Origin of the sequence: Paenibacillus oralis, assembly GCF_003863965.1 — a bacterium.
Classification (GTDB): Bacteria; Bacillota; Bacilli; order Paenibacillales; family Paenibacillaceae; genus Fontibacillus; species Fontibacillus oralis.
Genome location: NZ_RRCN01000001.1, coordinates 3,350,684 through 3,369,695, shown reverse-complemented (window position 1 = coordinate 3,369,695; position 19,012 = coordinate 3,350,684). Strand labels below are relative to the sequence as shown.

At 51.0% G+C, this 19,012-nt stretch carries 17 protein-coding genes; 5 read left to right on the top strand and 12 right to left on the bottom strand.

Annotated elements, in window-relative coordinates; genetic code table 11:
- Positions 1–177 precede the first annotated feature (177 nt).
- Together EHV15_RS15140 and EHV15_RS15135 are read right to left on the bottom strand one after the other, a co-directional pair.
- Entirely contained in the window at positions 178–5,061 is a 4,884-nt protein-coding gene (locus EHV15_RS15140; protein ID WP_178075865.1) for an Ig-like domain-containing protein, read from the bottom strand.
- 11 nt (positions 5,062–5,072) lie between these two features.
- Positions 5,073–6,893, bottom strand: coding sequence for a motility associated factor glycosyltransferase family protein (locus EHV15_RS15135; RefSeq protein ID WP_128631936.1), 1,821 nt, complete (start codon positions 6,891–6,893; stop codon positions 5,073–5,075).
- A 179-nt stretch (positions 6,894–7,072) separates the two neighbouring features.
- Between EHV15_RS15135 and EHV15_RS15130 the strand changes: the two genes are divergently transcribed.
- Positions 7,073–7,258, top strand: a complete 186-nt coding sequence (locus EHV15_RS15130) for a hypothetical protein (protein WP_128631935.1) — start codon at positions 7,073–7,075, stop codon at positions 7,256–7,258.
- Positions 7,259–7,308: 50 nt separating this feature from the next.
- Here the strand turns inward: EHV15_RS15130 and EHV15_RS15125 are convergent, their stop codons facing one another.
- The 4 genes from EHV15_RS15125 to EHV15_RS15110 form a co-directional block, all read right to left on the bottom strand.
- A complete protein-coding gene (locus tag EHV15_RS15125) occupies positions 7,309–7,506 on the bottom strand; it encodes a hypothetical protein (RefSeq protein ID WP_128631934.1) in 198 nt (65 codons plus the stop codon).
- A 213-nt stretch (positions 7,507–7,719) separates the two neighbouring features.
- Positions 7,720–8,583: an SDR family oxidoreductase gene (locus EHV15_RS15120; RefSeq protein WP_128631933.1), complete on the bottom strand. Its 864-nt coding sequence runs from the start codon at positions 8,581–8,583 to the stop codon at positions 7,720–7,722.
- Positions 8,584–8,675: 92 nt separating this feature from the next.
- A complete protein-coding gene (locus EHV15_RS15115) occupies positions 8,676–9,089 on the bottom strand; it encodes an Rrf2 family transcriptional regulator (protein ID WP_128631932.1) in 414 nt (137 codons plus the stop codon).
- Between the two features lie 237 nt (positions 9,090–9,326).
- Positions 9,327–9,671 (bottom strand): sigma-70 family RNA polymerase sigma factor, encoded by a 345-nt coding sequence (locus tag EHV15_RS15110; protein ID WP_128631931.1) that lies wholly within the window; start codon positions 9,669–9,671, stop codon positions 9,327–9,329.
- Between the two features lie 216 nt (positions 9,672–9,887).
- Between EHV15_RS15110 and EHV15_RS15105 the strand changes: the two genes are divergently transcribed.
- Both EHV15_RS15105 and EHV15_RS15100 read left to right on the top strand, forming a co-directional pair.
- Complete coding sequence (locus EHV15_RS15105; protein ID WP_128631930.1) at positions 9,888–10,190, top strand: AbrB/MazE/SpoVT family DNA-binding domain-containing protein; 303 nt, start codon at positions 9,888–9,890, stop codon at positions 10,188–10,190.
- Complete coding sequence (locus EHV15_RS15100; protein ID WP_128635354.1) at positions 10,190–10,525, top strand: type II toxin-antitoxin system PemK/MazF family toxin; 336 nt, start codon at positions 10,190–10,192, stop codon at positions 10,523–10,525. Before EHV15_RS15105 ends, EHV15_RS15100 begins: the two co-directional genes overlap by 1 nt.
- Before the next feature lie 3 nt (positions 10,526–10,528).
- Here EHV15_RS15100 and EHV15_RS15095 read toward each other — a convergent pair whose 3' ends face one another.
- The 3 genes from EHV15_RS15095 to EHV15_RS15085 form a co-directional block, all read right to left on the bottom strand.
- Complete coding sequence (locus tag EHV15_RS15095; protein WP_128631929.1) at positions 10,529–11,278, bottom strand: SDR family oxidoreductase; 750 nt, start codon at positions 11,276–11,278, stop codon at positions 10,529–10,531.
- Positions 11,279–11,337: 59 nt separating this feature from the next.
- Positions 11,338–12,312 carry a helix-turn-helix transcriptional regulator gene (locus EHV15_RS15090; RefSeq protein WP_246061582.1) on the bottom strand — a complete coding sequence of 325 codons (975 nt, stop codon included), beginning with the start codon at positions 12,310–12,312 and terminating at the stop codon, positions 11,338–11,340.
- Between the two features lie 68 nt (positions 12,313–12,380).
- The gene (locus EHV15_RS15085) at positions 12,381–13,937 is read right to left on the bottom strand and encodes an MDR family MFS transporter (RefSeq protein ID WP_281281637.1); all 1,557 of its coding nucleotides are present in this window, start codon (positions 13,935–13,937) and stop codon (positions 12,381–12,383) included.
- 208 nt (positions 13,938–14,145) lie between these two features.
- Between EHV15_RS15085 and EHV15_RS15080 the strand changes: the two genes are divergently transcribed.
- Together EHV15_RS15080 and EHV15_RS15075 are read left to right on the top strand one after the other, a co-directional pair.
- Positions 14,146–14,670: a DinB family protein gene (locus EHV15_RS15080; protein ID WP_128631928.1), complete on the top strand. Its 525-nt coding sequence runs from the start codon at positions 14,146–14,148 to the stop codon at positions 14,668–14,670.
- Positions 14,671–15,024: 354 nt separating this feature from the next.
- Complete coding sequence (locus EHV15_RS15075; RefSeq protein WP_128631927.1) at positions 15,025–15,270, top strand: helix-turn-helix domain-containing protein; 246 nt, start codon at positions 15,025–15,027, stop codon at positions 15,268–15,270.
- Positions 15,271–15,772: 502 nt separating this feature from the next.
- Here the strand turns inward: EHV15_RS15075 and EHV15_RS15070 are convergent.
- The 3 genes from EHV15_RS15070 to EHV15_RS15060 all read right to left on the bottom strand — a co-directional run bounded on the left by EHV15_RS15070 (position 15,773) and on the right by EHV15_RS15060 (position 18,987).
- Positions 15,773–17,188, bottom strand: coding sequence for a sigma-54 interaction domain-containing protein (locus tag EHV15_RS15070; RefSeq protein ID WP_128631926.1), 1,416 nt, complete (start codon positions 17,186–17,188; stop codon positions 15,773–15,775).
- A 131-nt stretch (positions 17,189–17,319) separates the two neighbouring features.
- Positions 17,320–17,628 (bottom strand): AtuA-related protein, encoded by a 309-nt coding sequence (locus tag EHV15_RS15065; RefSeq protein ID WP_128631925.1) that lies wholly within the window; start codon positions 17,626–17,628, stop codon positions 17,320–17,322.
- A 3-nt stretch (positions 17,629–17,631) separates the two neighbouring features.
- Complete coding sequence (locus tag EHV15_RS15060) at positions 17,632–18,987, bottom strand: acyclic terpene utilization AtuA family protein (protein ID WP_128631924.1); 1,356 nt, start codon at positions 18,985–18,987, stop codon at positions 17,632–17,634.
- Between the last annotated feature and the right edge of the window lie 25 nt (positions 18,988–19,012).

Below are 19,012 nucleotides of genomic sequence, written 5' to 3'. Positions count from 1 at the left end.
CAAAGTGACAAAAAGAGAGCTTAGACCGGTTCCTTCCGGGAACGGTCTGTTCTTTTTTTGAGCCGGATGCCTTAATATTATGCAGTAAAACGATATGCCGACTTCTTAAAAAAGCTTCCCTAAGCCATATAACGACTTTCGGGAAGCTTCTACTTCTAGACTTCTCTAGCAATTTACCTAATCGATAAATTTCAAATATTTCAGCAGCCTTTTAACAAATGAAGCGGCCTCTGCCCGAGAGGATTTTTGCTTTGGAGCGATCGTATCTTGGTTTATCCCATGGATCAGCCCTTGATTCAAGGCTTGCTTCATAGCGTTTTTCGCCCATGGCGATACCGTTTCTTCATCCTTGAAAACTGGTGTCCGGGCTTCCGGGTCCGTCTTTATCTCGCTTCCTTCGACATACTCAATCGCTTTTTGCGCTATAACAGCCATTTCTTCCCGGGTTATTGGGGTGTTAGGATTGAAATTATTTCCATCCCCTTGCACCAATCCTGCTATTAGTGCCGCTCCGATGCTTCCCGTAAACCAATCATTGGCGGACACGTCCAAAAATAGGTCTGACTTCGGTTCTTCTTTCAACCCCAACCCACGGACTACCAAAACGACAAATTCGGCTCGGGTTATCGCACGGTTCGGTTCGAATTTATTAGGAGCTGCTCCATGCAAAAGTAATTTATTCGCCATTAATTCCACATCATTACGAGCCCAGTGGCTATTCATATCAGCAAAGCTCTTATCGTTTGACAATACGGTATATATGCTGTTATGGTCGGTTTTTATCGAAACCTCCGTAGCCCCATTCTTATCTTGAAACAATGACGGAACAAAGGATACCCGGTTTGTTTCGGGATTCATCCAGACCGCCGTTGAACGGTCTGCGGGAACCGGTTGATTCAAAAGGATTTTTCGTTCTACGTATTCCTTTGAGAAATCCGATACCTCCACATCTCCAATCCGAATCGAAAAGTCGATAGGGCCGGGTTCCGCTTGAACAGCCCCCTCATCCAGCACTATACCTTGAATCAATGAACCCGTCTTTTCGTCCAATTTCATGATTTGAACGGACAACGAATCTTCGTCATATGTGTTAGACCATTGCTGGATCAGATCTGCAGGCAACAAGTATTGGGCATTTGAAGATCCGAATCCAATGCGCAGGTTTTCCAATGGGCCCGCATTGCGAAAAGCCTCCAAAGGCAGATTGAAGATAATATTCGATCCGTATCCGGCAGCATCTATCATCAACACTTGCGGTCCATCATGGACAGCTCCATTTTTTTGCAGTTCACTGGATAAGGTTTCAGCATAAATATTAATCGTTGTCTGTTCGCCGGCCTCGGTTGCTCCGTCCATGATTTGGGCGTAAGCCATTATTCCGTCTTGTGGTGAAACCGGGGAAACCGAATCCCGGGTAGTCAGGCTGGTGACGGCTGATTTTCTGGACTTTTGTGGAGTAACGTTTGGCGTGCTCGATATCGTTTTAAATACCCATTTGCTCGAGCCAAGGACTCCCGTAAATGGGTTCCCACTACGGTCCACCAGCGTCCCTGGCGTAACTTCTACGTAGTATGAAGTCCCGCTTTCCAATCTTTGTTGAAGATTCAATTGGACCGTGCTCTCGTTCAAATAGCCATAGCCATCCGTAACCATACCGCCCGACACGCGGGCTTGTCCCGCTACACTGCCGTCCGCTGTCTCATGAATGATTACATCGCCGGTTCCCCACTTCACCGGTTCGCTAAACGTCATGTTCAGCCACGGGCTTAAGCTCGCTCCGCTGCCTTCTGGACTTTTGTCCACCAGTTGCGGCGCGGTTTGGTCCATCGTCCGGAAGCTCCACATCCAGGGACCGCGAATGCCGCCAAACCCTTGGCCTGCTCCATCCAGGAACATTCCGGAGGTAACTTCCACGTAATACGACGTGTCGTCTACCAGCGGAGAGTTCAGGCTAATAATCGCCATATTCCCGCTCAGACGTACGTTCCCTCCGCTCAGCCGGTCTACCATCTGGTTGTCCGACTGCCGGTACACCGCGATTTCTCCGGTTCCGAGATGAATCGCTTCACTGAAACGAATCGTGAGCTGCGGCTGTAATTCCGAGCCACCGCTTTGCGGCCACAAGTCCGTATAGTACGGCGCCTCATCCCGCGTCGTAAACGTCCACTCGCTCGAACCAAGGACTCCCGCAAATGGGTTCCCGCTACGGTCCACCAGCGTCCCTGACGTGACTTCCACGTAATACGATGTCCCGCTTTCCAAACCCCAGTTGTACAGGTATAACTCTGCTTCATTTCCGTTCAAATAGCCATATCCGCCATCGGTCACCATGCCGCCCGACACGCGGGCTTGTCCCGCTACACTGCCGTCCGCCGCTTCATGGATGATTACATCCCCAGTACCCCACTTCACCGGTTCGCTAAACGTCATGTTCAGCCACGGACTTAGGCTTGCTCCGCTGCCTTCTGGACTTTTGTCCACCAGCTGCGGCGCGGTTTGGTCCATCGTCCGGAAGCTCCACATCCAGGGACCGCGAATGCCGCCAAACCCTTGGCCTGCTCCATCCAGGAACATTCCGGAGGTAACTTCCACGTAATACGACGTGTCGTCTACCAGCGGAGAGTTCAGGCTAATAATCGCCATATTCCCGCTCAGACGTACGTTCCCTCCGCTCAGCCGGTCTACCATCTGGTTGTCCAACTGCCGGTACACCGCGATTTCTCCGGTTCCTAGATGAATCGCTTCGCTGAAACGAATCGTAAGCTGTGGCTGTAATTCCGAGCCACCGCTTTGCGGCCACAAATCCGTATAATACGGCGCCTCGTCTCGCGTCGTGAACGTCCACTCGCTCGAACCAAGGACTCCCGCAAACGGATTTCCGCTCCGGTCCACCAGCGTCCCTGGCGTGACTTCTACGTAATATGATGTCCCGCTTTCCAAACCCCAGTTGTATAGGTACAACTCGGCTTCATTTCCGTTCAAATTCCCATAGCCATTGGTCACCATGCCGCCCGATACATGGGCTTGTCCCGCTACACTGCCGTCCGCCGCTTCATGAATGATTACATCCCCAGTACCCCACTTCACCGGCTCGCTAAACGTCATGTTCAGCCACGGGCTTAAGCTCGCTCCGCTGCCTTGCGGACTCTTGTCCACCAGCTGCGGCGCCGTTTGGTCCATCGTCCGGAAATTCCATGCCCATGGACCGCGAATGCCGCCAAACCCTTGGCCTGCTCCATCCAGGAACATCCCGGAGGTGACTTCCACGTAATACGACGTGTCGTCTACCAGCGGAGAGTTCAGGCTAATAATCGCCATATTCCCGCTCAGACGTACGTTCCCTCCGCTCAGCCGGTCTACCATCTGGTTGTCCAACTGCCGGTACACCGCGATTTCTCCGGTTCCTAGATGAATCGCTTCGCTGAAACGAATCGTAAGCTGTGGCTGTAATTCCGAGCCACCGCTTTGCGGCCACAAATCCGTATAATACGGCGCCTCGTCTCGCGTCGTGAACGTCCACTCGCTCGAACCAAGGACTCCCGCAAACGGATTTCCGCTACGGTCCACCAGCGTCCCTGGCGTGACTTCCACGTAGTATGAAGTCCCGCTTTCCAATCTTTGTTGAAGATTCAATTGGGCCGTGCTCTCGTTCAAATAGCCATAGCCATCCGTAACCATACCGCCCGACACGCGGGCTTGTCCCGCTACACTGCCGTCCGCTGTCTCATGAATGATTACATCGCCGGTTCCCCACTTCACCGGTTCGCTAAACGTCATGTTCAGCCACGGGCTTAAGCTCGCTCCGCTGCCTTCTGGACTTTTGTCCACCAGCTGCGGCGCCGTTTGGTCCATCGTCCGGAAGCTCCACGTCCACGGACCGCGAATGCCGCCAAACCCTTGGCCTGCTCCATCCAGGAACATTCCGGAGGTAACTTCCACGTAATACGACGTGTCGTCTACCAGCGGAGAGTTCAGGCTAATGATTGCCATATTCCCGCTCAGACGTACGTTCCCTCCGCTCAGCCGGTCTACCATCTGGTTGTCCAACTGCCGGTACACCGCGATTTCTCCGGTTCCTAGATGAATCGCTTCGCTGAAACGAATCGTAAGCTGTGGCTGTAATTCTGCGCCGCCGCTTTGCGGCCACAAGTCCGTATAATACGGCGCCTCATCCCGCGTCGTAAACGTCCACTCGCTCGAACCAAGGACTCCCGAAAACGGATTTCCGCTCCGGTCCACCAGCGTTCCCGGCGTGACCTCCACGTAGTATGACGTCCCGCTTTCCAGGCCCCAGTTGTACAGGTACAACTCGGCTTCATTTCCGTTCAAATTCCCATAGCTATCGGTCACCATACCGCCAGACACGCGGGCTTGTCCCGCTACACTGCCGTCCGCCGCTTCATGAATGATTACATCCCCGGTTCCCCACTTCACCGGCTCGCTAAACGTCATGTTCAGCCACGGGCTTAGGCTTGCTCCGCTGCCTTCTGGACTTTTGTCCACCAGCTGCGGCGCCGTTTGGTCCATCGTCCGGAAGCTCCACGTCCAGGGACCACGAATGCCGCCAAACCCTTGGCCTGCTCCATCCAGGAACATTCCGGAGGTAACTTCCACGTAATACGACGTGTCGTCTACCAGCGGAGAGTTCAGGCTAATAATCGCCATATTCCCGCTCAGACGTACGTTCCCTCCGCTCAGCCGGTCTACCATCCGGTTGTCCGACTCCCGGTACACCGCGATCTCTCCGGTTCCAAGACTTGGTTCCTGATCAAATAGCAAACTAAGCAAGGGAGTCAACGAAACTCCACTGCCATAGGGAAGCATCTGCAATAATTCCAACGGATCATCGGCCATAATATAATAGGTTTGCGGGCCAACGTCATACGTGGAATCCGTAACGGTTACGGCATTGTCCGGGTCGGCGTAATGAATTTGGTCTTGTTCTGTCAACCCGTTTGCATTAGCATAAAAAGGATTCGTCAGGTTTATGACTTGTGAGGTTAACAAAGTAACTTTTAATATATGATCAACTTTTTCCAGTTTTCTTTTTTTTCTGGCCATTGTCATGCCTCCTAACCCATGTTAGTAATATGAAAGCGATCTATGATATCTTTGGACTTTACATAATCCTGCTGGCAGCTCCACACAAAATCTCCGAAGTGCAAAACAACCTTATGGGCTTTGCTTAATGTTTGGCGGTCATTTTTAATAGAGTCCATTTTGCTGTATAAAAACTCGTACCCCATCCGGTTTCTGGGTAATATGTATAATTTGAAATACGGATTGCTGATCATATCGGCAAATAAATTGTCAAAATGGGCTAAAGCTGTACCTGCCTTCTCTTCTGAACCGGATTTGACCAAATAGGCCAGCTCCATCAGCTTTTGCTGCAGTTGCTCAAAAATCCTCCGGAACAGCTCCCCATCCTGCTGTAATTTATGTATGTTCCTCCTAAGAAAGGAGATATCGTAACCGGAATAGTCTTTGTCAAACATCCATCCTGTGTCGACATTTTTTTCTTGAAGCCTCAGCCTGATCACTTCGTCCAGAAACGCGAAATTCGTCCCTTCAATCCGTGCGCCCTCCCGGGTCGTGTTGATAAACTCAACCCCCGAACTTGAACGGATGTAGAACTCCATCTCCTTTTTCATTTTGATAAAAGAAGGGTTGCTTACCACCTTCTCCCCATTTACACCTTCAATCTGGACCATCCCTTCCCCATAGGGAATTCCCGTTGAATTCGTTACCCCGGAAGCATAGTATTTCTGGCTGCGGTAAGCCAGATTTTGTCCTACCAGGATAATCGTACTTGCTCTCATCCGAACCATACATTGCAAGGCAATCACTGCAACAGATGGAGCATCATTGATAATTGAAGGCGCTTCGCCCGATACGCTGCGAAGTAATCGGGCCGATACCTCATCTTGGGATATAATGACGTGCATTCGAGGGCCTGGATAAGAGTCCAGGGTATTTCTGCCAACTGTGCTTCCAAAAATAAGCGGAATCGTACCGATCTGTTCATCAATTATTTTTCTGATAACGTTCACGTTATAGGGATTCGGATCGTAGCTAAAAGTGCCGTGTGGGTATACTCCGTATTCTATTAAGGCATTGATTGCCGATCCTACTGAAAAAATATAGGCAAGCCCCTTCTCTTTTATCGTCCGCAGATGCTCTATTTCATCATTAAGCGAAGGTCCGGCCGACACAATAACAACAGGTTTGCCTTCAATGTATGGTTCTCCTTTTTGCAGAAAATTAGGAGTATTTAATACAAACGGTAAGTTATGTATGCTATTTAATGCCCACTCTTTTTCATAGATTTGATTCACTTTCATTCTCTGTTGCTTATAGTTCACTAATTGGCGGAGGGTGTCGTTAAATTGCTTGAGCTCATCCGGGAATATCCTCGCATAACCAGGCCAAATTGCTACCATGATTCTGGAGACCCGGTCGATAAGTTCTGCTAGCATAGGCACCGTTTTTGCTAAAGGATCTCCTAACATAATTTGATCGGCAGAAGACAAAATCTCACACTCATTGGAAGAACCTTGCTCTAAGAACACCGACAGAATTCCCGTGTTAGGCTCGAATATGGAAAAAGGGATCTCGGGATGTATGCGTTGAAAAGCCTTAATATGATATCCAAGGCCGATGCCGAAAAAAATGACATGCGATTCCTTCATCACATGTTCAAACTGGGCAACCCAAGCCGCAATTTGAGCTTCAGGATCAGCTTGTTCATAAATAAATTTTTCGGCACCATTTTGAACTACCATTAGATTATTGCCCCCGCTTTCAGCAGGAACAAGCTTAATATCATCCCTGGATGTTAATTGCGCCAAGTGCGGAAAACGCTGTTGGATAATGAAATCGCACCGACTTTGCATCGATTGTCATTCCCCTTTGGTTTTATGTTTTTGATTCAATTCTCCCCATGAAATTAATACCATTCTGGTAAATTCGACCTACTTCAAAAAAATCCCTTCTTTTTCGACATTGCCTTTGAGCGACAACGGACTAGGGGCAGGTGTCCTCGCTGATGCGATTGAGGTCGAAGACACCGCGCATGACAGCATCGCTTTTAAAACGGGCTAATTTTCACACTACTAATGCCTATGAGCTGCTCATTGCCGATTTCTACGATCATATCCGGGATGGACGCAAGTTTTGGATTGATGAGGCGGAAGGGATCAAATCGCTGCGGATCATTTCGGAGTTGTACCGTTTGTCGCGAGCACTTGGAACAAAGTAAAAAAACGCCGTCCTTGAATGAGGGTGAGAAGCCCGCGCGTGACCTTTCGGTTACAGCAGTCTTCTCATCTTCATTAGGATCGGCGTGAGCAAGGACCCGCGTTTCTTTTCGCGCGAAGCCTCATTCCGCATTGACTTGGCCTTCTCTTTGGCCAGCCGCCGCATCTGTTCGCCTATCCTGTACCTCTCGATCTCCATCTGAAGATCGCGGATATGTTGTTTGGCAATATCCAGGTTGTTGATGTTCATTCATTTCATCTCCATTCATTATTGATTCATTGTGTTGGGGTTTCAGTAATGCCTAGGGTTGGCATTCCACTTTGTTGCCCTTTCTCATCATAAAGCTCCCAATGCGGCAAAGCCAGGTACAAAACGGTTTTAATTCTTTTTTCCAGAAATGCAAAAAAACCGGCCTCTCGTTTGTTCGGAGAGGTCGGCTTATGGAGTTTGGCTTGTATAGGTTTAGGAGATTCCCTTCACCAGTTGGCTAAGGGCCTCTTGGGTAGGCGTAAGCGGGCGGCCGAGCACTTTTTCAAAATCATTGCTTGCGACTTCCAAAGTGCCTTCGCGAATGCCTTGCTGAATCCCTACCAGCATTGGGATGACGAAATCCGGTACGCCTGCGGCTTTCATGATGTCCGCGTAAGCGGCGTCGTCCACTTGCTGCACTTGTACGTCCTTACCTAACACGGCGCCAAGTGCGGAAGCCAGTTCTTCCTGCGTCAACAGCTTGCCGGATAGCTCGTAGATCGTATTTTCGTGACCGTCTCCCATTAATACTGCTGCCGCCGCTTCCGCGTATTCTTGTTGAAGCGCCCAGCCTACCTTGCCGTTTTCTGCCGACGTTACCCAAGGAGCCCCGGACAAAACGGCCTGAATGCTCGAAGTTTCATTTTCCAGGTACCAGTTGTTACGCAGGAAAGAGTAAGGAATTCCCGTCTTCAAAATCGCTTCTTCGGTCGCCTTATGCGTCGGAGCCAGCATGTTTTTGCTTTGCTGGGCATTGGCGATGCTCGTGTATGCAATAAATTTGACACCGGCACGCTCGGCGGCCGTTACGGCATTTTGGTGCTGCCGGATTCTTGTTTCGTTGTCGCCATCCGCAGAGATGAGCAGCAAGCGGTCAACACCTTTAAAAGCCGTTTCCAACGTTTCCGGATGATCAAAATCGCCTTGGCGCACCTCCACGCCCCGAGCCCGTAGTCCTTCCGCTTTCTCCGGGTTTCGCACGCTGACAGCCAGATCGCTGGCCGGTACGGACTTAAGCAGCGTTTCAACCACTTTCGTACCCAGTTTTCCTGTTGCGCCAGTCACTAAAATTTTCATCGGCTTTTCCTCCATTACAAAAGTTGTAGTTAGTCTAGTTATAACATATTCGGTTACAACTGATGTATAAATAAAAGCTCTTATGTGAGCTTTTATTGAAACTTTTCGATGAGCTGACTTAATGTCGTTTGTGCCAGCCTATGTTCCATCGCCAATTGAGCGTCTTTCAATTCCGCTTGGAGGACGTTTTCGATATTCCGTCCCACCGGACAAGCAATATTGGAATTTTCGTGAATACGGAACAGTTGGTTCTCCTCCGCCACATTCACGGCCCGATAAACATCCAGGAGCGTGATCCGGTCCGGTTCCTTGAGCAAGGCGGCTCCTCCCACCCCTGGCCGCACATCTACCAACCCCGCTTTTTTTAGCATCCCCATAATTCTTCGAATGATCACGGGATTCGTGTTCACGCTGCCCGCGATAAAATCCCCGGTGCAATCCGGAGTGACCGCAATGAGGGAAAGGGTGTGCACAGCAATCGAAAAGCGCGTACTGATCTGCTTCATAGGGTATCACCACCGTTGTAACCAGTATAGTTACAAATATTCGCTTTGTCAACCGCCTCGGCGCACATAGTAGTATGGCATCCTGGCGCTTTCAGCTGTTAAAGCATTACCGCCGCGCTCACTTATAAGGGTAAAACGGGAGCAAAAATAACAACCGCTTTTGGGGAATTTTTTTGCCCCCATCCCCTTGGCGAAAAAAAGCCAGCAATAGTGCCGGCTTTTGGCGGAGCGTACGCTTCAGGAACTTTTCATCATCCGGGACATTTCCTTGATCATCTTCCGCTTCCATTTGTTCACTCCTTGTTGCGTCATATTCAGCTCGCGGGCAACTTCCCGTTCTGTCTTGTCCTGCAGATATATTTTGTAGATGATCTCTTTCCCCGTATCGGAGGGAAGCGCGTTAATCAACTGTTTCACAACGATTTTGTCATCAGAAGATGAGGTGAAGCAGGTTTCCGACGGTTCGAATCCGTTGAACGAACATTCCCTTTTTCTTACCAATTTAGCCTTGTACTGAACCCTCCAAGCGATCCGATAAACCTCTTTCCGATATTGCTCGTACACGGTTGGCTGTTCTTTCATAACTACTTCCCCCTTTCATTCATCTTCTACCTATAGGGAAATCCAAAGGGACAATTAACAACCAAAAATGCTTAGGTAATTAGTATCATTTCATGTTTTTCTAATTAATGGATGTTGTTCGCCTTGTCTCTGTCATGTTTCTCCACGAAGAAGGTATCTTTTTAGCCAACTTTGTATATCATATGTATATACATTCAAGAAAGGGCGAGGTATACTATGAAGTATCAAGAAGGAGAGGATTTGATTCTAATGGCAACAGCCACACTCAGTAAATGGGGAAATAGTACTGGGATACGCATTCCGAATCAAATTATGAAACATCTTAATTTGGAAGAAGGTATTGAGGTGGAAATCATGATAACGCCGGAAAATGACATTCTTCTCCACCCGCTAAATAAACCACAGGAAACCAATGAAGATTTGCGTGCTCACCTTAAGGAACTTCTTTCAAAGATTAAGCCTAATTCCCCTCGCCATGATGAAATTGATTTTGGTGTTGAAGGAGACGAGTTGATTTGATGACCATTCCTTCACGGGGTGATCTGATCTGGCTTGACTTTGATCCGCAAGCTGGAAGAGAACAAGCTGGATGCCGCCCTGCCATCGTATTGTCTGAATTTGATTTTAACGAATTAACGGGTTTTGCTTGGGTTTGCCCGATAACCAACCAAACTAAAAACTATGCATTTGAAGTTGCTCTTCCTGAAGGCCTTCAAATTAATGGAGTGGTACTCACGGACCAGTTAAAGAGCCTGGATGTGAACAAAAGAAAAATCAAAGTTGTCGGACACCTGCCCATCGATTCAGATCCGATGAAGCAAATTTTACGCAATACGAGATCAATTTTGGCCTAAATACTACTCCATTACCAACCCGCCAGTCACAGGCGTATACGTTCCTGTTACGAACCGTGCCTCGGGGCCGGCCAGAAAAGAGATAACACCCGCCACGTCATCAGGTTCCGCAACCCGGCCAAGCGGGGTGAAGCGGCTGATCATTTCTTTTTCCTTGTCCGACATGAACGCCGTGGCATCGGTCTGCACCAAGCCGGGAGCGACTACGTTGGCGGTGATCCCATAAGAACCGAACTCCTGCGCAATATAGACGGCGAACGTATCCACTCCGCCTTTGGCTGTGCCGTGGGCGATCATGTTCGGCGAAGGGTCTTTGCCCAGGGTGCTGGATACGTAGATGATTCGCCCGAAACGCTGCTCGACCATCGTCGGAATCACCGCTTGCGTGGTGACGAAAGCCGCTTTCAGTTCATCATTCAGCTTTTGCGAAAATTCCTCCCAATACATTTCGGCAAAAGGTTTAAAAGAAAAGCTCATGTTGGCGTTGCACACCAATATATCGACCCGGCCAAACGCCGCCTTGGCTTGAGAAACGAGCTGCTGAACCTGGCCTCCCTCGCGTACATCGGCCTGAACGGCGATCGCTTCCCCGCCTGTTGCCCGAATCTCGGACACTACCGCTTCCGCCGCTTCAGCGTTCGATAGATAGTTGACGACGACCTTCGCTCCGCGTTCCGCCAACATTAAAGCAGTTGCCCGGCCTATCCCTCGGGCCCCGCCCGTTACGATCGCTGCTTGACCTGCCAATTTCATAGGAAAAATCCTCCTTTGAACGTTTTTTTATTAAGCTGCCTGCTCCTTCACGGTACTTCCTATTCAGCTTCCCTTACGCTCGTATGGCTGCCGCCATAAAGAGCCGCGATCTTCAACGCCGCCTCTTGCAGCTTTTCCGCCATATAGGCGGGTTCCAGAATAAGCAAATCCGTCCCGAACTGCAGCAAAAAATTCGTCAGCCACTTGCCCTCCGGCAGCGAAGTGCGGATCAGAAAGGTCCCATCGGCCTGACGCTCGATTTCGTGGTCCTCAAAACGATCCGCCGCGTGCACCTTGGCATCCCCGGAAATTCGCAGCACCAGATCGACCTTCGGACGGTTCGCGTCCCTCTTCCATTCCCGGCGCGAGCTCTGATCTTCCGTCAAATCGCGGCGGGTAAAGGATTCCTCCAGCACCTGGAGTTCTCTAATCCGGGACAGTCTGAACGTCCGAAAGGCCTTTCGGGACAAGCAATACCCGTGTAAATACCAGACATATCCTTTCAGCGCAAGGCCCACCGGCTCAACGCAGCGTTCCGTGTCCTCGCCCCGCGCATTCAGGTAATGAAACCGGATCCGTTTCAGTCCTTTGACGGCCTGCTGCAGAGACTCATATTTTTTGCGCTCCGAGTTGCTGCTTTTCCACGGGGCAAAATCGATCTGGAGCTGATGGCCGCCGGAAATCCGCTCCTGCTCAGCTTGGCTCACCAGGGTTCCGACCTTTTCCAGAAGACGGTCGATATTGGAGGCTTCCAGCGCCTGAGTTGACTGAAGCCCACGAAGTGCGGTCACCAAAGCAGTCAGCTCATCAAACGTCAGCATCTGCCGATCCAGGCGATAACCTTCCATAATTTCATAACCGCCGTCCGTCCCGGTATACGAGACTAAGGGAATTCCCGCCAGGCTAAGCGACTCCAAATCGCGGTAAATCGTCCTTAGCGACACCTCCAGCTTGTCGGCAAGTTCTTGCGCCTGCACCCTTTTGCGGTTCAATAAAATCATGGTGATCGCCATGAGACGTTCCAGCTTCATCATGCTCCCCCTTTCTAAAGACCATTGCTTTCTATCATCATAATCGATACCGGCTTTCCTGCAATAGCGGGTTAATGGGAGGGCACATAACCGTCTTGTTGAGCTTGAGCCCCGTCCGCCTGCTGCGGCAGTTCCAGTTTATCCTTCGTCATAAACAGCGCCGAAACAAGCGCAAGCACGGCCGGAATCAGACTCCAGGCGAAGGTTCCCGCGATCGACGAAGCCAAACCTTCCGTGATCGCACCAAGGGTGGCCGGATCCAGCGAGTGGCGCAGCTCCGGATTGAGCAATACGTAAGGATCGCCGAAATCGATCCCCTCTCCGGCAGCTCCCGCTCCGCTTCCCCCCAAAGCTTCCGTCAGCTTGGCGGTCAGCGCATGGCTCTGCAAGATCCCGAAAATCGTAATGCCCAGCGTCATTCCGAGCGAACGGTTAAAATTCAGCGTCGAGGTTGCCGCCCCACGCTGCGCCGCCGTAAACGGGTGAATGGCCGCGCTGCTCAGTACCGAAAAGGTCGAGCCGATGCCAAGACCGACAAGGGTCATATAAAGCGTGATCAGCATCCGCGGGGAATCCGCATGCAGTGTCGTTAACAGCGCAAGTCCTGCGATCAGAAGCAGCAGCGTCAATGCCAACACAGAACGGTACGGAAATTTGGAAACCAAGTACCCGCCTGCGGTTGCCGTCACGACCGAGCCGACCATCATCGGCAGCAGCACAAGCCCCGAATTAGCGGCCGTCCCGCCGAGTACGCCTTGGATGTAAATCGGGATGAACACGGATGCCGTCATAAACGCTGCGCCCCCCAGCATGCCGACAAGATTGCTCGTCGTAAACAGCCTGTTTCGGAACATCCGGTAGGAGATGATCGGTTCGACCGCTCTTTTTTCCACAAAAACGAGCAGTACCGCCAATACGAGAAATCCGGCGAACAGCCCCAAGATTTGCGGGGAGTTCCACGCATATTGCTTGCCGCCTAGCTCCAGCGCAAACATGAGACATACAACGGCGCCGACCAGCAGGATTGCGCCCAAAATATCGATTTTCTGCTTGGCGTGCTTCGCCGATTCCCTGTAATAGAACGCAATCAAAACAAATGCTATCAAACCGAGCGGCAGGTTAATGTAAAAAATCCACGCCCAGTGAAGATGCTCCGTAATATACCCACCCAGCAGCGGGGCCGCAATGCTCGCAAAACCAAACAGAGCCCCGAACATCCCCGTCATTTTGCCACGGTTCGCTGGCGGAACGACGTCAAACATGATCGTGAAGGCGATCGATACCATCGCGCCGGCCCCGATCCCTTGAAGCGCCCGGTACAAGCTGAGCTCCACGATAGATCCGGCGGTCCCGCACAATGCCGAGGCGACCATAAACACGATGATCCCAAACACGAAAAACCGCTTGCGTCCGTACATATCCGACAGCTTGCCGAAAATCGGCATTCCCGCCATCTCCGCCACCATGTAAGCCGAAGTCGCCCAAACAAACTTGTCGAGCCCTCCGATCTCGCCGACGATCGTACCCATCGCGGTTGCGACGATCGTATTGTCCATGGAAGCCATCAGAATGGCCAACAGGAGCCCGGTAATAACGACTCCTATTTTGTTGCTTGCTGCTTTAGTCACGAAAATCCTTCCTTCCCTGCCATCAAAGTTGTTTTCTGGAACCAGTGTAAAACACCGTTGTTGACAACTATGTGTCAGGAAGGGGATCGTTTTTTTAAATCAAAAATAAAAATCTTCGATCCGGTGGATTCGGTGATAGGAGGATTGGGCAGAAGTTTGAAGAACAAGTAAAAAGGTTGTTTCTCTTTTTGGGAAAGGAGTGGTTATCATGCATTTCAAACTATCGGAAGCCATCGAGGTTTTGTCAAGCACGCCGGCGGCTTTGCAGGCTTTTTTATCCGGCTTAAGCGAGGATTGGCTGAAGTGCAACGAAGGCGAGGGCACTTGGAATGTCTCGGAAGTGGTCGATCATCTTATCGAGGGAGAGAAGAGCAATTGGATACCGCGGCTGGAATCGATTCTTTACGAAGGTGGAAGCAAGCCTTTACCTCCCTTTGACCGGTACGCTCATTTAAATGAACAATTAAATCCTCCGATTGAACAACGGCTTCGGGAATTCAAAGCCCTCCGGATGCAAAATATCGATAAAATCAAGGCGCTTGCCGATCCGTCGTTGCATCTGGAGCGAACGGGCATTCACCCGGAGTTTGGCGAAGTGAAGCTAAGCGAGCTGCTGTCGACGTGGGTAGTTCATGATTTGACACATCTATCGCAAATTGCCAGGGTCATGGCCAACCGATACAAGGCCGACGTCGGGCCTTGGGTGGAGTATTTGGGGATATTGAAGAAATAGCACTAACCCGCCGGGTAACTTAGGTTATTATGGCGGGTTTGTTTATTCACGGTCATGGATATGTTCGAATTAGCTCATTTCATAGATTTGCTTGATTTGCGTTTTCGCTGCCTCCATTTGGTCGTCCTGCCTGATGACGATTTCCAAATCCCCGGTGCCGTAATGCCAAGGCAGATCTTCTTTTATTTTTCATAGGAGGCAGTCATGTGGAGTAGGTTTCAGTACGTGATGTCCAACTGGGGAAGGTTTTATTCATTAACGATTAAATATAGCTCGCTAAGTAAACACTCCATTCGGAGTACGTTAAGAAAATCATACGCTATTAAATAACTACCAAATTAAGGGGTTTTAACTGTGGAAAATCATAATAAACCAAAAGAACTCCTCGCTTTTGGAAGAGTCCTTCGAGAACTTCGAAAAGAAAATCAAATGACACAAGATCAATTGAGCTTATTTTCCCGTGTTGATCGATCATATATAAGTGAGTTAGAAAATGGAGAGAAGGCCCCGTCCCTACTCACCATTATTTCTTTGACTAAGGCGCTTCACATTAGCCTTGCTGCTTTTTTCAAAAGATTTGAAGATGAAATGAAGCTATAAATTGTTAGTAGTGAGCGATTTTGAATTATGATGAATCGCAGATTGGAAGTAATCGCAATAATCCCTAGTTTCCCCCATGCTTTCATTAAAGCAAATATTCACAAGCATATATTTTGTTCATTTTACGCTTCTCCCAACCAATTAAGAAAAACGCCCGCCGGCGTCCTTAGTGGCTCTGACTTCTACTTTGGACGCTGCTCTAACGGACACCACGGACCTTATCCGCCCATTTCCCGGGTATTTCCCAGTCTAACGGACACAGGCGACCCTATTTCGCTCTAAACCCGTTCATCCAGGCCGATTTGAGGGAAATAACGTCATCTGTGTCCGTTACATTTTGCAAACTCCCGTTTTTTCGAAAATAACGGCTCTGGTGTCCCTTAGCCCCCAGGTTACTCTTCTCCTCCTCTCTCTACCTGCGCATCGCTCTCTACCCATGCCCGAAATTTTATAATGTAAATAAATAATAGACCGGCATCCTCCGGTCCGCACAATAAACTGCTTATGAGATTTCTTCCAGGTCGTATTTTTTGATTTTATTGTAAAGGGTGGCCAGGGAGACGCCGAGCATTTGCGCGGCTTGTCTGCGGCCTTCCAAAGTATTGTCCGTCCGCTTTAACGCTTGGGCGATCCCGGCGCGTTCCGCTTGCTCGACGGCTTCTTTTAAGCTTCCGCCGCCTTGGCTGGCCGGCCGCCGCTCCGCGTGCTCCTGGCGGATGTAATCCGGCAGGTCGCGCGGTGTGATCGTGTTCCCTTCGACCATGCAAACGGCGTAGTCGATCACGTTTTTGAGCTGGCGAACGTTGCCGGGCCAATGATACCGGGCAAAAATATCCATCACCTCGGGCTCGACGATGTACGCTTCGGCATCAAGGCCGTTGGTGCGCGTCTCGTGCTTTAGCATGGAATCCACGATCGCCTCGATATCGCGGTGCCTGGCGCGAAGCGGCGGCAATTGCAGCATAAAAGCGTTAAGCCGGTAAAAAAGATCCTCCCGGAACCGCCCCTTCTCCACCATCTGGGCCAAATCCTTGTTGGCCGCGGCGATCACCCGCACATCCACCTCCAGCTCGCTAACGCCGCCCACCCGGCGGATGGCCGATTCCTGCAGCACCCGCAGCAGCTTGGCTTGAATATCGTAAGGCAGCTCCGAAATTTCATCCAGAAAAAGCGTGCCTTGATGCGCCAGCTCGAATAAACCGAGTTTTCCCCCGCGTTTGGCGTTCGTAAAAGCGCCCTCCTCATAGCCAAACAGCTCGCTTTCCAGCAGCGCTTCGGGGATGGCGGCGCAGTTGACGGCCACAAATGGTTTGTCGTTGCGGTCACTCTCATTGTGGATCGCCTGAGCCAGCAGCTCTTTGCCTGTCCCGCTCTCCCCGTAAATCACGACCGAAATCGAGGACCGGGCCACCTTTTTCGCCTTGGCGATCACCGCTTTCAGATCACCTTCCGCGCCGATGATATGCTCGAAGCTGTATTTGGCCTTGCTCAAGCTGCTCATACCTTGCTGCAGCCGTTTGATTTCCTTGCTGTTCTTTTCCAGTTTCTTCACCAGCTCATGGACCTCAACGGCGCCTTTGCAAATCGATACCGCCCCTTCCACCCGGCCGCCCAGAACGATCGGCGCCATATCGACAACGTACTCGACATTCCGCTCCTTACGCCGTATGCCGACCACGACCTTATTCTGTTTCATCACCTCCACCAACTGCGCGTTGGGGCGAACCGACAGCAGCGGCTTGCCGACGATCTCCGCTTCGGTGACCCCGGTGATCCGGGTATATTCGGGATTGATGAACAGAACGACGCCTTCCTTGTCAATGACCAACAGCCCATCCTGAATCGAGCGGAGCAACGCGAAAAAGTAATCGGCCAACGAACCGGACGGCAACTGCAGCAGTTCCCTTTTATTCCACATAACGCCTCCTTGAATACGGTTTCATCCTATTTTAAAAAAAGAAAGAAGCGCGATCAATGCGCAAACCGCGCTTCTTTTGCCGTCATACGCACGGCACAGCATGTTTCCGAATATATGCACAGCGCCCCATTTTAGTCCAACTCGATCTCCAGCTCCAAAAACGCCGAGGAAAGGCTTTTGCCATGCATATCGATCGCCAGCGAACGGGTCACTCCGCCGCCCAACGCCTTGGACATAACGAAGTTCAAAGCATGCAAACGGGGCAGCTCATAACGCACCACGTCTCCCTGGACAATATCGCTGAAAAACTCCCGCACCTTCTCCGCGGTGACCTGCGCCTTTACGGCTTCATAATCGGCTTCCTTGTACACGATCAGCGAAATGTTGGAGATATCGCCTTTGTCGCCAGTCCGGGAATGGGCAATTTCACGCAGCTTCATCGTCTACACCTCCTCGTAAAATACGGCAATCTCAATATCTTCGGCCGGCACCAACACGGACGCAATCGACACGATCTCTTTGACGCCCGCCCGGGCCCCGCCACCGCCGGCCGGCCCATTGGTGTACAGCGCCTCCACCTCATTGCCGATCACGGCCGCGTGTTTGCGTTCGAGCGTTCTCCCCGCCACCCGCAGGCGGACTTCGCTTAGCCCGTCAAAATCAGCATTAATCATACGGGAAATTTTATTTCCGTACAATGAATTTACTCCGATGTAATCCACGCGCAGCTCCTGGATCGGCACCTGCAGCAGCTCCAGCCGTTTGGCTACGATTTCTCCGGCCAGCTTGGCCCGTTTGTAAGCCCCGCTGCCGCCGTAGCTCATTTCGCCTTCGCCAATATAACAATCTTGATATCCCACACTCGTTTTATAAAAACCCGTCTTGGCTTTTCCTTTGGCTCCCGTCACTCTAACCTGGTTTAATCCGATTTCTTCAACGGTCAGCTCCGTAAAATCGGCCACCACATCCGGAGTCAGATAATTGGCCGGGTCATGGATTTCGTACAGCAGCTGTTCTTTAATCGTATCCTTATTGACCACGCCTCCGGTATCCGGGAGCTTTTCAATCACAATATTTCCGGCGCTGTCGACCTCGGCGATCGGAAAGCCGATATTCCACGGCTCCGGCACATCCTTGTAACCCGGATCGGCGTAGTAGCCACCGGTAACCTGCGCTCCGCACTCCAGCAAATGCCCGGCCACCGTCCCGGCGGCCAGCAGGTCGTAATCCTCCATGCTCCAGCCAAACTCGTGAACGAGCGGGGCGATCGCCAGCGCCGGGTCGGCCACGCGGCCGGTGACAACGATATCCGCTCCGTCATCCAGCGCTTCCACGATTCCTGCGGCCCCGATATAGGCGTTGGCCGAGACGATCGACGAGTGCAGGGAACCTAGCTTCTCGCCGGTTTCGACGGTCGGATAGTCGACATATCGGTCGATTTTGTCCGCGATGTCGTCTCCGGTCACGGCGGCGATTTTAAGACCGGTGATACCGAGGCTCTGGGCGATCTCTTTGATTTTTTGCGCCGCGGACAATGGGTTGGCCGCCCCCATGTTTGTAATGACTTTCACATTATGCCGTTTGCAAAGGGGCAGCACTTTGACCATCCGGTGCTCCAGCAAATGGTTGTAGCCTTTTGCCGGGTCCTTCAATTTCTGCTGCTGCGCGATCGCGATGGTGCGTTCCGCCAGACATTCGAACATGATATAGTCGAGGTTGCCTTTTTCCATCAGCTCCAAGGCCGGTTCCAGACGGTCTCCGGCGTACCCCGCTCCCGCGCCAATACGGATTGCTTTCATTGCTTATCAGTCCTCCACTTTTTTG